11 protein-coding genes are annotated in these 12,831 nt (G+C 66.8%); 7 read left to right on the top strand and 4 right to left on the bottom strand.

The genetic code is table 11. The features are described from left to right. From B2X67_RS12530 to B2X67_RS12520, 3 genes are all read left to right on the top strand, one after another. Positions 1-436 (top strand): paraquat-inducible protein A (locus B2X67_RS12530; RefSeq protein ID WP_286785681.1); only part of this gene is annotated, 436 nt, incomplete at its 5' end. Beyond that, positions 423-1,046 carry a paraquat-inducible protein A gene (locus B2X67_RS12525; protein WP_282339054.1) on the top strand — a complete coding sequence of 208 codons (624 nt, stop codon included), beginning with the start codon at positions 423-425 and terminating at the stop codon, positions 1,044-1,046. The genes B2X67_RS12530 and B2X67_RS12525, both read left to right, overlap by 14 nt. Beyond that, entirely contained in the window at positions 1,039-3,330 is a 2,292-nt protein-coding gene (locus tag B2X67_RS12520) for an intermembrane transport protein PqiB (protein ID WP_286785680.1), read from the top strand. Before B2X67_RS12525 ends, B2X67_RS12520 begins: the two co-directional genes overlap by 8 nt. Positions 3,331-3,473: 143 nt before the next feature. Here the strand turns inward: B2X67_RS12520 and mksF are convergent, their stop codons facing one another. The 3 genes from mksF to mksB all read right to left on the bottom strand — a co-directional run bounded on the left by mksF (position 3,474) and on the right by mksB (position 8,348). Continuing rightward, positions 3,474-6,281 carry an Mks condensin complex protein MksF gene (gene mksF / locus B2X67_RS12515; protein ID WP_286785679.1) on the bottom strand — a complete coding sequence of 936 codons (2,808 nt, stop codon included), beginning with the start codon at positions 6,279-6,281 and terminating at the stop codon, positions 3,474-3,476. Continuing rightward, positions 6,278-6,955 (bottom strand): Mks condensin complex protein MksE, encoded by a 678-nt coding sequence (gene mksE / locus B2X67_RS12510; protein WP_090229002.1) that lies wholly within the window; start codon positions 6,953-6,955, stop codon positions 6,278-6,280. The genes mksF and mksE overlap by 4 nt, the downstream gene beginning before the upstream one ends. Before the next feature lie 154 nt (positions 6,956-7,109). Continuing rightward, the gene (gene mksB / locus B2X67_RS12505; protein ID WP_282339050.1) at positions 7,110-8,348 is read right to left on the bottom strand and encodes an Mks condensin complex protein MksB; all 1,239 of its coding nucleotides are present in this window, start codon (positions 8,346-8,348) and stop codon (positions 7,110-7,112) included. A gap of 233 nt (positions 8,349-8,581) precedes the next feature. Between mksB and B2X67_RS12500 the strand changes: the two genes are divergently transcribed. Next, entirely contained in the window at positions 8,582-9,376 is a 795-nt protein-coding gene (locus B2X67_RS12500; protein ID WP_282339049.1) for an energy transducer TonB, read from the top strand. Between the two features lie 7 nt (positions 9,377-9,383). Beyond that, positions 9,384-9,839 carry a ribosomal protein S18-alanine N-acetyltransferase gene (gene rimI / locus B2X67_RS12495; RefSeq protein WP_286785678.1) on the top strand — a complete coding sequence of 152 codons (456 nt, stop codon included), beginning with the start codon at positions 9,384-9,386 and terminating at the stop codon, positions 9,837-9,839. Between the two features lie 84 nt (positions 9,840-9,923). Here rimI and B2X67_RS12490 read toward each other — a convergent pair whose 3' ends face one another. Then, positions 9,924-10,457: a phosphotransferase system, HPr-related protein gene (locus B2X67_RS12490; RefSeq protein ID WP_286785677.1), complete on the bottom strand. Its 534-nt coding sequence runs from the start codon at positions 10,455-10,457 to the stop codon at positions 9,924-9,926. A gap of 118 nt (positions 10,458-10,575) precedes the next feature. On the opposite strand from B2X67_RS12490, the gene otsB reads away from it, so the two are divergent. Both otsB and otsA read left to right on the top strand, forming a co-directional pair. Next, positions 10,576-11,358, top strand: a complete 783-nt coding sequence (gene otsB, locus B2X67_RS12485) for a trehalose-phosphatase (protein ID WP_286785676.1) — start codon at positions 10,576-10,578, stop codon at positions 11,356-11,358. Next, complete coding sequence (otsA, locus tag B2X67_RS12480) at positions 11,355-12,764, top strand: alpha,alpha-trehalose-phosphate synthase (UDP-forming) (protein WP_286785675.1); 1,410 nt, start codon at positions 11,355-11,357, stop codon at positions 12,762-12,764. Before otsB ends, otsA begins: the two co-directional genes overlap by 4 nt. Positions 12,765-12,831 lie beyond the last annotated feature (67 nt).

The raw sequence follows: 12,831 nt of genomic DNA, 5'->3' as shown, positions 1-12,831 counted from the left end.
GCCGATCATGCGGCTGGATCTTCTCGGCCAATCGAGCATCGACACCATGTGGGGCGCCGTGCTCGGTCTGTACGGCGCCGACATGCCGGAAGTGGCGGTGCTGGTGTTCCTCTCCAGCATGGGCGTTCCGTTGCTCAAGCTGCTCTGTCAGCTACTGGTGCTACTGAGCATTCGCTTGAAGATGGGACGCAGCCATGGCCTGGTGCTGTATCGCATCTACCACGAGCTGCGCGTGTGGGGGATGCTCGAGGTATACCTGCTGGGCATATTGGTGGCGATCGTCAAGCTTGGCGATATCGCGCACCTGGCCGTAGGCACCGGGCTCGTGTGCTTCGTTTCGCTGCTGTTGCTGCAGGTCTGGCTCGAGGTCGTGATGTCTCCACACCAGATATGGGAAGCCCTGGCGGGCGAGGAGGACGGCCATGCGCGCGCTTGATGCCGGAATCCTCGTCTGTACCGAGTGTCATCACTTGAATGCGCGTGATGACGAGCAGGAACGGCAGTACTGCTCACGCTGTGGCGCGCACGTCACCCCGCGGCGGATCAACAGCCTGGCGCGTACCTGGGCATTGCTGGTTACCGCGACGATCCTCTACATCCCCGCCAACGTGCTGCCGATCATGACGGTGAGCACCTTCGGCAATGGCGCGCCCTCGACGATTATGTCCGGTGTGGTGGAACTGGCGCATCACGGCATGTTCCCGATTGCCGCCCTGGTGTTCATCGCCAGCATCCTGGTGCCGACCTTCAAGCTGGTCGGCATCGCGCTGCTTCTTTATTCGGTGCAGCGCCGCCAACCGCTTTCGGCGCGCAAGCGCATCCTGATGTATCGCTTCATCGAGTGGATCGGCCGCTGGTCGATGCTGGATATTTTCGTCATCGCCATCCTCGTCACGGCCGTGAATTTCGGCGCGTTCGCGCGGGTGGAAGCCAATCCGGGCGCCGTCGCCTTCGCCTGCGTCGTGGTATTGACCATGCTCGCCGCGATCACCTTCGACCCTCGCCTGATCTGGGATAACACGGAGCCGTACCAAGACCATGAGTGATCTGCCCAAAGCCAGGATTCGCCCCGCCTCCAACTGGTCCGTGATCTGGGTGCTGCCCCTGATCGCGCTGCTGATCGGCGGATGGCTCGCCTACCGCGCCTTCAGTGAGGCCGGCATCGAAATCAAGGTCCACTTCGATAGTGGCGACGGCATCCAGGCCAACAAGACCGAGCTGATCTATCGCGGCATTTCGGTGGGCACGGTGACCGACCTGCATATCGCGGACGACATGAAGGGCGTCATCGCCACCATCGAGATCAAGAAGGAGGCCGAGCCCTACCTCAGCAAGGGCACGCGCTTCTGGCTGGTCAAGCCGCGTATCTCCCTGGGCGGCGTGACCGGGCTGGAGACGCTGGTCTCCGGCGTTTACATCGCCATCGAGCCGGCCCAGGGCGAGCCGGAGCGCGAGTTCGTCGCATTGACGGAGCCGCCGGGAATGTCCGATGACCTGCCCGGCCTGCACATTACCCTGAAGGCCGAGCGCCTCGGGTCTCTCGAGCAGGGCAGCCCGGTCTATTACAAGCAGATCCAGGTCGGCCAGGTGAAGAGTTACGCCCTGGGGGCGGACCAGAAGACCATCGAGGTGAAGGTCCACATCGATCCCGAGTACGCGCAACTGGTGCGCAAGCACACGCGCTTCTGGAATGCCGGTGGGGTAACGGTGTCGGGAGGATTGTCGGGCTTCAAGGTGCGCACCGAGTCGCTGCTCAGCATCGCCGCCGGTGGCATCGCCTTCGCCACGCCGGACCATCGCCAGGACAGCCCGCCCACCGACCCGCGGTTGCCGTTCCGCCTGTACGAGGACTACGAGGCGGCCGAGGCTGGCGTCAAGGTCAAGCTGCACATCCGCGATGTCAGCGGCATGCAGGAAGGTCGTACCGCCGTCATGCTGAATGGCGTACAGGTCGGCACCTTGAAGAAACTGGAAATGGGCGAGCACTTCACCGAGGCGACCGCCGAGCTGAGCATGGACCCGCGCACCGAGGAGATGCTCAACGAGAACACCGAGTTCTGGGGCGTGAAACCTTCGATCTCCCTCGCCGGGATCACCGGCCTGGAAGCGCTGGTGAAGGGCAATTACATCGCTGTGCGGTTCGGCAAGGGTGATTCGCCGTCGCGCGAGTTCACCATCCGCGCCAAGGCTCCGCCGCTGAACACCGATGCGCCTGGCCTGCATCTGGTGCTGACCACCGACCGCCTCGGTTCGCTGGATATCGGCAGCGCGGTGCTCTACAAGCAGATGCGCGTCGGCAGCGTGCAGAGCTACCAGCTGTCGCGGGACCAGCAGCGCGTGGTGGTGGGCGTGCACATCGAGCCCGAATACATGCACTTGGTCAACGAGTCGACGCGCTTCTGGAACGCCAGCGGGGTTTCGCTCAAGGGTGGGTTGTCCGGGATCGAAGTGAAGAGCGAGTCCCTGCAGACTCTGGTCACCGGCGGCATCGCCTTCGCCACCCCGGACTCCAAGGCCAAGGCGGTGACCGGTGTGCGGCGCTTCGACCTGTTCGAGGACGAAGCCAAGGCGCTGGCGGTGGGCACCGTGCTGGAGATCGGTGTCGAGAGCGCCGAGGGCTTGCGCGAAGGTACGCCGATCCGCTTCAAGGGGCTCGAGGTCGGCAAGGTGGAATCGCTGACTTTGAACAAGGACCTCAGCGGCGTCCTGCTCAAGGCGCGGATCACCGAGGCCGAAGCGCGTATCGCCCGCGAGGGTACGAAGTTCTGGGTGGTCAAGCCGGAGTTCGGCCTGGCGCGCACGGCCAACCTGGATACGCTGATCGGCGGCCAGTACCTGGAAGTGCAGCCCGCCCAGCGCCCCGGTGCACCGCAGATGCGCTTCACGCTGAGCAAGGCGCCGTCGCTCGACGCGGTTCGCGAGGAAGGCCTGCACCTGGTGCTCAGCGCCGCACGGCGCGGCTCGTTGAAGCCGGGCGCGATCATCAGCTATCGCCAGGTGCCGGTGGGCAAGGTGACCGACTTCGAGCTGGGCCCGACCTCTGACCGGGTGCTGATCCACGCGCTCATCGAGCCGCGCTATGCGCCTCTGGTTCGCAGCGGGAGCCGCTTCTGGAATGCCAGCGGGTTCGGCGTCGACGCCAGCCTGTTCAAGGGCGTGCAGGTGCGCACGGAGTCCTTCGAGGCGATGCTGGAGAGCGGTATCGCCTTCGCCACGCCGAACAATCCGGAGATGGGCGGACCGGCGAGGCCGGGACAGACCTTCGCCCTGTTCGATGGTGCGGAGGACGCCTGGCTGCAGTGGGCGCCGAAGATCAAGCTGGAGAAGTAGGGCTGCCGAACGATCCGTCGTAACGCAGCGAGCGTGGGACCGATGTCGGATCACGCTTGCAGGATGGACTTCAGCCCGTCGCCTGGAGGTCCGTCAGGTGGTGGGAGGGTGGGCTGAAGCCCACCCTACGGTCGAGCAACGGATCAGGCCGGCTCGGCAGCCACCGGCTCGCGGCGGGCGATGAACTTCCAGTCGGCTTCGTCGATGTAGATGCCGTTGGGGCCGCTGCCGCCTTCCAGGTCGATGGCGCAGTGCGCCGAGACCTGCGGTTTCACCGAGGCGAGAATCGGTACGAAGCCGAGCTGCAGGCTGGTCTCGATCAGCGCCTGCTGGTTGCGCTCGTCGATGTCCGCCGCCTCGTCGAGGTAGTACGGCAGGCGCACGCGCCCGGCCTGCTCGCGGTCCATCAGGTGCAGCAGCAGGTACATGTTGGTCAGCGCTTTGATGGTCATGGTGGTGCCGTTGGACGCCGCGCCGTCGATGTCGGTGTGGATCACCGGCTGGCCGCCGACCTTGGTGATCTCGAACGCCAGCTCGAACAGGTCCTTGAGACCGAGCTGGTTGTGATTCGCCGCCACCAGCCGCGCCAGGTACTCCTTGGCTTCCTCGTTCTTCGCATCTTGGTCGCCGCTGTGCAGCAGGTCGAAGACCGACAGCGTCTCGCCTTCCTCGTACTGCCCGGCGCTGTGGATGATCTGGTCGATGTGCCGGAGGGCGTCCTTGTTCGGCGCCAGCACGATGCGGAAGCTCTGCAGGTTGGAGACCTGGCGCTTGTTGATCTCGCGGTTGAACAGCGCCAACTGGTGTTCGAGGTTGTCGTAGTCGCTGCGGATGTTGCGCAGGGTGCGGGCAATGTCGGTGACCGCCGCACGTCTGGCCTTCGCCAGCGTGAGGGCTTCGTCCTGGCGGTGCGCGTAGGCGTTGATCAGCAGGTGCAGGCGTCGCTCGACATCGTCCTCGCTGTCGAACTTCGCCACGCCCTTGAGGCGTACCTGGGCGTAGAGCGCCTCGATCTGGCCGTCGATGCGCTGCAGCGCCTGCCAGCTGTCCTGGTAGTCGCCCAGCAGCGGCAGCAGGTTGTCCAGCGAGTCGTCCACTGGGTCCATGAACGGCGTGCCGAACGGCAGGTCGGCCGGTAGCAGCTGGCGGCGGCGCAGCGCGTCTTCCAGGGTGCGCTCCTTGGCTTCCAGGTCGCCGAGCTGGCGGCCGATCAGCTGCAGCTTGGCCGACAGCTGCTGGACGCGCTCGGTGAAGGCATCGCTGGAACGCTTGAGTTCGTCCTGTGCGGCTTCGTGCTGGGCGAGCTGCTCGAGCTTGGTCTGCTCCTCGGCGGCCAGCGTCTGGCTGCGGCGGAAATCCTCCAGTGCCTTCTGCGCATCCAGCACCGCCTGGTACAGCGCCTCGGCCTGCGCCTTGCTCGCGGCGCGGTCGGCCGCGACGGCCTGCTGGGTCTTGAGCTGCTTCAGCTCGCGCTCGAGGCGATCCTTCTGGTCGCGCAGGGCGGCGCGGTCGGCCAGCGCCTGCAACGCCGGCGGTTCGATGTGCGAGAGGTCGATGGACAGGCCGGGCACTTCGAAGCGCTCGCCCTTGAAGGCGTCCAGCACCGCCTCGACGGATTTTACCCAGGCCTCGCCATCGTCCACGCGGATGCCTTTTTCGCCCAACGGCAGGCTGAACAGCTGGCCGTTGAACAGGCGCATCAGGCGATCGACATCGGCCTGGGAGAACTCCTCGCGCAGCCGCGAATAGCTGTTGTTGTCCGCATGGTCGAGCTGCTGCTTCACCGACTTCAGGCGTTTCTCCAGGTCGGCGAGACGTTCCACCAGATCCTCGCTGCTGAATTGCCGCGCCTGCGCCAGTGCGCCGGCCAGCTCGTCATGCGCGTCCTTGGCAGCGAGCAGCTGCTGTTCCAGCGGCGCCGCGCTGTCCACCAGGGCGAAACGGTTCTTCAGCACCGCGAGTTCGCCGAGCCAGCGCTGGATCTCGCTGATCTCGCGCTCCAGGCGCATCAGTTCGCTGGTGTCGCCGCGCTGCGCGTGCTGCAGGTTGTCCTGCTCGCCGCGGTAGTGCTCGGCCTGGATCACCAGTTCCTCTTTACGGGCATCGGCATAGTCGTGCCAGGCGCCCAGCAGGTTGTCGAGCAGCGGCGAGACGCGGTGCAGCTTGCCGCGCAGCAGCTCGCGTTGCGCCACGCCGGCGGCCAGCGCCTCGACCAGCGGGCCGGCGGCCACCAGCGCCTGGTAGTCGCCCTCCATGCGGCGCACGTCGCGGAACGCCTCCTCGGTGGCGGCGATGTAGTCGACGCTGCCCGAGCGCAGGCTGTGCTCGAAGGCATCGAGGAACAGCTGCTTGAGCTTGGCCGCGGTGATCTCGCGCATGTGCAGCAGGTTGATGAACAGCGCGCGGAAGGTCTTCAGGCTCTGCTCGCTGGTGGAACGCAGCGGGATCAGCGTGAGGTCCAGCGGAATCGAGGTGTGCCCGCCGACCAGCAGCCGGCGCAGTTCCTCGGGCTTGAGTTCGTAGGCCTTGATGCCCTCGCGCTCCAGTGCGTTGAACAGCTCGCGCTGCCTCAGGCAGGTGCCGTCCTTCTGGTAGTGCGCCAGGTCCAGCGAGCCGGCGTAGGCGAAGAACTGGTGGCCGAAGCCGCCGCCCGGTCCGCGCCCGGCCACGCCGATGACGTGCGGCCCGTGGGGCAGGGCGACCTCGACGAGGATGTAGCTGGTGTCGGAGGCGAAGTAGAAGCGCCGCGACTGTTCCAGGCTGTACTTGCCGAAGCTCATGTCCGACATGCGCGCGAGGATCGGGAACTGCAACGCGTTGATCGACGCCGACTTGCCGAGGTTGTTGGCGCCGTAGACCGACAGTGGGTTTTCCAGCGGGAACAGGCCGAGGCTGTAGCCGGCGGTGTTCAGCAGGGCGAAGCGGCGGATGCCGTAGCGTTCCTGGCTCATGCTTCAAACTCCTGTTCTGCGGCGATGGCGCGGGCCAGCGCTTCTTCTTCGGATTCTTCCGCGGTCTCGATGACCAGGATCTCGTCTTCCTCCTCGGCCACCAGCACCGGCGTCGGCAGCGGCAGGTCGCTGTGCAGCGCGGCGGCCAGGTCGCGGTCCTGCTGCACGGCAAGGCACACGTCGAGGAAGCGGTGCATCGGCGCGAGGAAGCGGTACACGCCGTTGTCCTCGCTGGCGAAGCCGAGCTGGGTCAGGCGGCGCATGACCTTCTCTTCAAGCTCTTCCTGGGTGGTGACTTCGGCCTGAAGGAACAGGTCCTTGTACTTCTCCAGCAGCGGCGGCAGCTCGTCGCGCCCGAGGCTGCCGCCGTCGAGCACGGCGAGCGGGTCTCGGCCGCCGTCGGCCAGATGCTCGACGAGGATGAAGGTGAACAGCGCCAGGCGCTGGGCGGTCTTGTTCACCTGCGCGCCCATCTGCTCGGGCACGAAGTAGTAGAAGCCACGGGTGTCGCAGACCAGCTCGAAGCCGAGCGCCTTGAACAGCGCACGATACGCGTCCTGCAGGTTGGACAGTTGGGCGTACAGCTCCGGGTCGCGGCGGCTGACATGGTAGCCCTTGAACAGCTCGCGGAAGATCGGCGCCAGCTGGGTCATTTCTTTCAGATCGATGTTCATACGCAATGCTCACGGGCAGTCGTAGGATGCGCGGTGCGCATCAGGTCGTCGGTTGCGGTGCGCACAGCGCACCCTACGGGCTGCGTAGGGTGCGCCTTGCGCACCGTGGAGCCGCGGGTGGCGCCGCTGGCGGTCGGTCGATTCGGTCGAGTGCTCAGGGCGCGGCTCCGATGAGGGCGAACGAGCTGAGGCTGACCCGGTGTTCGGCGGTCAGGTAATCGCGGCGCTCCAGGCGTTCGCGCTGGAAGCGCGCGTCGCGGGACAGGCGCGAGAACCAGTAGAGCAACTCGTCGGTGGCGCCTTCGGGTTCCTGTTCCAGCAGCCAGAGCATCAGGTCCGGCAGCGGCAGGGCGTCCTCGCAGCGCTCGAGCATTTCCCGCGCGGTGCGTGGCGCGCGCGGCGAGTCCCCCTTGCGCGTGCCGCTGGCCCGGGGGAACTGCGCTGGCTTGGGCTCGAATCGCGCCAGCGCATAGACGTAGGCCTCGACCTGCGATGCGCTGCCGAGGAAGGTGCTCTGCGGCCGGCTATGCAGCGGCAGCGAGGCCTGCGGCACGGCGTCGAGGCCTTTCTTGCGGATCGCCGACAGCGCCAGCGCGGCGCCCCGCGTCACCGCGTTGTGCCGGCGTGCTTCCTCGCGCAGCGGCAGTAGCAGTTCGCGGGCGCGGCGCAGGGTCAGCTGGGCCGTGGTCTGCATCTCCAGGATGCGTGCGTGGGTGCGCAGCAGCAGGTCGTCGTCGACCAGCTGGCCAAGGCGCTGCTGTTCGCCGAGCAGGCGCAGCAGCACCTGCTCGACGCGGCGCACGCCCTGCTCGAAGGCGCCATCGGCGGCGACCAGCTGGATCATCGGTTCGACGTACTCGTCCCAAGTCGCCAGCACTTCGGCATAGCGCTGGCGCAGCGGAATCTGCCGGTCGCTGGTCTTCGCCCGGTCGGCCACGCCGATTAGCGCCTGTTCGTCGTTGGCTAGCTTCTTCAGTACGTCGCGCACGCGCATGTCGAGCAGGCGCAGCTGGCGCGCCAGGTCCTGGCCGTCGCGCACTTCGAAGGCATCCTGGATGTAGCCGGCGAGGCGTTCCAGATGGCGCAGGTAGGCCTCGATCTCCAGGCACAGGCCGAGGCGGTGCTCGCGGCGCAGGTAGGCGAGGAAGTCGTGGATCTGCGCGTTCAGCTCGAAGCGGTTCGGGCTCTTGGCCACCGGCACGAGGATGTCCAGGCGAATCCACTGGTCGAGCAGGGCGGTGACGTCAGTGGGCGTGCCTTCGGGCAGTTGCGCGGTGAGCTGCAGGCGCAGCTCGACCAGGCTCAGGGTGCCGGCATCGAAGCGCTCGCAGAGCGGCTCAAGCAACGTCCAGTGTTCGGCGAGGGCGCGCAGCACGCGCTTGGGATCGATCATCGAAAGCGGTTCGGTCGTCACGGATAAGGCCGGCGATTGTACTGCAATGCACCCTTCGGGTCGGTACGCGCGTGACGAAAAGCGGGCGTTCTGGGCGACCGTCCATGCCGCGGACTTTCCGCGCGCCAGGGTTTCCGGCGACAATCGCCGCCCGTGTCAGGTCGCTTCGCGACCGCCAGGAATTTCGTCATGAGCTGCAACCGTCCCCTTCCCCTCCGCCCGGTGCCCGCGCCGTGATCGCCGAGCAGCGCCGCCGCGCCTACCTCAGCGCCATGCAGGTGGGCGTCTGGCTGCCGCGTGTCGAGCTGCCGTTCGCCGCGCCGTCGCGCCTGCCGCTGCTGGAACCCGGGGACGAACCGGTGGAACTGGGCGAGGAGGCCGCGCCAGCGGTGGGTGTTGCGCCGAGCGCCGCGGCGCCCGTCACGCCTCCCACTGCCGCGCCGGCGCCGAGCGAAGCGCCGCGCCCCCGCGTGGAGATGCCGCGTCCGGCCGTTGCGCCGGTGGAAACCCGCAGCGAAACGCCGAGCGCGCCCGCCGCTCTGCCGCCGCCGCGTTTCGCCCTGCAACTGTTGCGCGCTGGCGACTGTTTGCTGCTGGTCGAACTGCCCACCGGCGAGCCGTTCCAGAGTCGCGACCCGGCCTACCTGCTGCTTCGGGACATGCTGCGCGCCGCCGGCCTGCCGGACAGCCCGCTGCAGGTCGGCGACGGCGAACCGATCCGCTGGCCGCTGCTGGTGCGCGGCGGGATGGACCAGGGTCCGGAGGCCGCGCGCGACTACGTGCAGGGCGTACTCGCCGGCGAACTCGAGCAGGGTGGGCGCTGCACCTGGCTGATCGGCACGCCGGCGCTGCGTTTCGCTGGCGAAGTGGACGAAACCGCGTACAACCGCGAGGTGCAGGTCGACGGTCTCGGCGTGCTCTGGGCACTGCCGGGGCTGGAACTCTTGATCGACGAACCGGCCCGCAAGGGTGAACTGTGGAAAGCCATGCGCCGGCTCATGCCGCGCTGGCTGTCGCAGCCTGAATGAGAGCGCCATGAGCGACACGCTGACCTTCCGCCGGATGACCGAGGCGGACCTCGACGCCGTGCTGGCCATCGAGAACGCCGCGTTCAGCCATCCGTGGACCCGCGGCATCTTTCTCGACAGCATCAAGTCCTACGAGTGCTGGATGATGTTCGAGGGCGACTGCCAGGTGGGCCACGGGGTGATCAACATGATCCTCGATGAAGCGCACCTGCTGAACATCACCATCGGCCCGCAATTCCAGGGCCGCGGCCTTGGCCTGCACCTGCTGGAGCAACTGATGCGGCGCGCCCGCGAGTGCTCGGCCAACGAGTGCTTCCTCGAACTGCGCGCCTCCAACCTGCCGGCGTATCGCCTGTACGAGCGCTACGGCTTCAACGAGATCGGCCGCCGCCGCGGGTATTACCCCGCCGAAGGCGGTGGGCGCGAAGATGCGCTGGTGATGGCCTGCACGCTGCTCGATTGAGCGAGGCCGTCTTCCGCCTCGCGCAGGCGCAGAAGCAGAAAACGAAAAAGGGCCGCTAAGCGGCCCTTTTGCATCGCGGGATCGTCACTCCGGTTTCACGTCCCGCGCCGAGTCCAGCGGCGCTTCGCCGGCCAGTTCCTCGTCGCTCATGCCCAGCTCGTCGGTGCGCTCGTCGCGTTCGCTGCGCAGGGGTTCGCTGGGTTTCCAGGGTTTGCCATCGAGGGGATGGACGCGTGCTTCCTGGGCTTCGTCGAGCCCGCCGCCGGCCCCGATCTCCGCTTCGTCGACGATGCTCAGGTCATAGTCGGCCGCGTCGCCGCTGCCCGGCTCGCCGGCATCACGGGCGGCCGTTTCGTCGAGCAGGGTTTCCGGGCTCAGGTCGTCCATCGTCACGCCGTCTTCGTGCTCGTCCGGGCCGAGCGCCTCGCCGCCGGTCATGCCGGCTTCGCGGACGCGCTTGTCGGGGAATTCGCGTTCCAGCTCGGCGGCGGGTCGAATGTCGCCGGCGCGGCCTTCGTGCTGATCGTCATCGTTGAAGTCCAGCGGGTGGACGGATCCCATGCGGTCCTCGGTATCGTCGATTTCCTGGGGTACGTAGGGTTTGCGCTCGGTACTCATGGCGGTCTCCTCGGATTGGCGCTGTCGAGGGTGTGACCGGGAGGGGCGGTGAAGATTCAGGCAGCCAGCCGGACGGCGAGCCCCGGAACAACCCGGGCTTGCGGGCAGTCACACCCACATGAACGATTTTTCCCCAAGCAGCGGATCGGACCTTGATCGCTGGGCTTTTTTCTTCGACGTCGACGGCACGCTGGCAGACATTCAGCCCCGCCCCGAGCTCGTTTTCATTCCCGAAACCACCCTCGAGGCGCTGGCCGAACTGCAGCGTCGCGGCGCCGCGGTGGCGGTGATTTCCGGCCGCCCGCTGGCGCAGATCGATCAGCTTCTGCAGTCGCTCGAGTTGCCGGCCGCCGGTGTGCACGGCGCCGAACGGCGGCGGGCCGATGGTGAGTTGCAGGCGCCGGATCTCGACCTGGCGGCATTGGACGGCGTCGAGGGCGAGCTGGAAGCGGCCTGCAGCGAGTACCCGGCCCTGCGCCTGGAGAACAAAGGCATCGCCTTCGCCCTGCATTACCGTGAGGCCCCCGAACTGGAGGACGTCGCCCGGCAGATCGCCGAGTCCTTCGTTGCCCGATATCCACGCCTGCTCAGCCTGCAGCCGGGCAAGTGCGTGTACGAACTCAAGCCGAAGGGCGCAAACAAGGGCGAGGTGATCCGGCGCTTCCTGGACGAGGAGCCCTTCCGCGGCCGTGTGCCCGTGTTCGTCGGCGACGACCTCACCGACGAGGCGGGTTTCGCCGTGGTCAATGCGCTGGGCGGGCTGTCGATCAAGGTCGGCGAGGGCGCCAGCGTGGCGCAGCGGCGGTTGCCCTCGGTCGCCGCGGTCGGCGAGTGGATCGCCGCACGCCTTACCCAACCCCTTAGCGACATCGACAAGAATTATTCGGAGAAACGGTTATGAGTCGTCTGGTGGTGGTATCCAACCGGGTCGCCCCGATCAAGGAAGGCAAGGCCGTGGCCGGCGGTCTGGCGGTGGGCGTATTCGACGCCCTGCGCGATTCCGGTGGCGTGTGGTTCGGCTGGAATGGCGAAGTCACCAGCCAGCCCAAGCTGGTCTGCGAGACCGTGGGCAGCATCACCTACGCCACGATCGGCCTGAACAAGCGCGATTACGACCAGTATTACCGGGGCTTTTCCAACGCCACGCTGTGGCCGATCTTCCACTACCGCATCGATCTGGCGCGCTACAACCGCGATGAATACGAAGGCTACCGGCGGGTCAACCGCATGCTCGCCGAACAGCTCAAGCCGCTGCTGCAGCCCGACGATGTGCTCTGGATCCACGACTACCACCTGATTCCGTTTGCTGAGGAATGCCGCCAGCTGGGCATTCGCAACCGCATCGGTTTCTTCCTGCACATTCCTTTCCCGGCGCCGGAGATCCTCACCGCGATCCCGCCGCACAACGAGCTGCTCAAGACTTTCTGTTCCTATGACCTCATCGGCTTCCAGACCGAGGTCGACCGCCAGGCCTTCGAGGACTACATCGCCCGCGAGGTGCGCGGACTGATCGGCGCGGACAACGCCATGACCGCCTACGGCCACGATTTCCGCGCCAAGCACTACCCGATCGGTGTGATGCCGGACGAGATCCGCAAGACCGCCGAGTCCTACCGCGGCCGCCGCAATATGATCGGTCGGCGCGAGTCCGGCGAGCCCTGCGAGACGATCATCAGCGTCGACCGCCTGGATTATTCCAAGGGGCTGGTGGAACGCTTCGGCGCGTACGAAGAGCTGCTCGACCGCTTCCCGCAGCACCGGCGCCAGGTGCAGTTCCTGCAGATCGCGCCGACCTCGCGATCCGATGTGAAGACCTACCAGCATATCCGCCAGCAACTCGAGACCCAGGCGGGGCACATCAACGGCCGCTATGCCGACCTCGACTGGATGCCGCTGCACTACCTGAACAAGAGCCACGAGCGGAAGATCCTCATGGGGCTGTTCCGCGCGGCGAGGATCGGCCTGGTCACGCCGCTGCGCGACGGCATGAATCTGGTCGCCAAGGAGTACGTGGCTGCGCAGAATCCGGATGACCCCGGCGTGCTGGTGCTGTCGCGCTTCGCCGGAGCGGCGCGCGAGTTGAGCTCGGCGGTGATCGTCAACCCATACGACCGGGTCGGCATGGCCGAGGCGCTGGACCGCGCGCTGCGCATGCCGCTGGAGGAGCGCAAGGACCGCTACGAAAGCATGATGAGGGTGATCCGGCAGAACGATCTGGCCGGCTGGCGCGACAATTTCCTCCGCGACTTGCGCGGCCCCGCCTCGCGCCCCGTGCTGCTGCGCCAGACGCCCGCCCGCGCGGTGTGACGCCTGCCGGCCGCGGCTTGTCAAAGCCCGCGACCGGTTCGCAAGTGGCGATTCCGGCGACGACAGG

Origin of the sequence: Pseudomonas sp. UBA3153 (assembly GCF_002364635.1) — a bacterium.
Classification (GTDB): Bacteria; Pseudomonadota; Gammaproteobacteria; order Pseudomonadales; family Pseudomonadaceae; genus Pseudomonas_O; species Pseudomonas_O kuykendallii.
This window is presented reverse-complemented; position numbering and strand designations above follow the sequence as displayed.

What these genes read in the sequence shown, in the direction of transcription:
- B2X67_RS12525 (WP_282339054.1), top strand. Translation starts at nt 423, where the DNA reads ATGCGCGCGCTTGATGCCGGAATCCTCGTCTGTACCGAGTGTCATCAC.
- B2X67_RS12520 (WP_286785680.1), top strand. Translation starts at nt 1,039, where the DNA reads ATGAGTGATCTGCCCAAAGCCAGGATTCGCCCCGCCTCCAACTGGTCC.
- mksF (WP_286785679.1), bottom strand. Translation starts at nt 6,281, where the DNA reads ATGAGCCAGGAACGCTACGGCATCCGCCGCTTCGCCCTGCTGAACACC.
- mksE (WP_090229002.1), bottom strand. Translation starts at nt 6,955, where the DNA reads ATGAACATCGATCTGAAAGAAATGACCCAGCTGGCGCCGATCTTCCGC.
- mksB (WP_282339050.1), bottom strand. Translation starts at nt 8,348, where the DNA reads ATGATCGATCCCAAGCGCGTGCTGCGCGCCCTCGCCGAACACTGGACG.
- rimI (WP_286785678.1), top strand. Translation starts at nt 9,384, where the DNA reads ATGAGCGACACGCTGACCTTCCGCCGGATGACCGAGGCGGACCTCGAC.
- B2X67_RS12490 (WP_286785677.1), bottom strand. Translation starts at nt 10,457, where the DNA reads ATGAGTACCGAGCGCAAACCCTACGTACCCCAGGAAATCGACGATACC.
- otsB (WP_286785676.1), top strand. Translation starts at nt 10,576, where the DNA reads ATGAACGATTTTTCCCCAAGCAGCGGATCGGACCTTGATCGCTGGGCT.
- otsA (WP_286785675.1), top strand. Translation starts at nt 11,355, where the DNA reads ATGAGTCGTCTGGTGGTGGTATCCAACCGGGTCGCCCCGATCAAGGAA.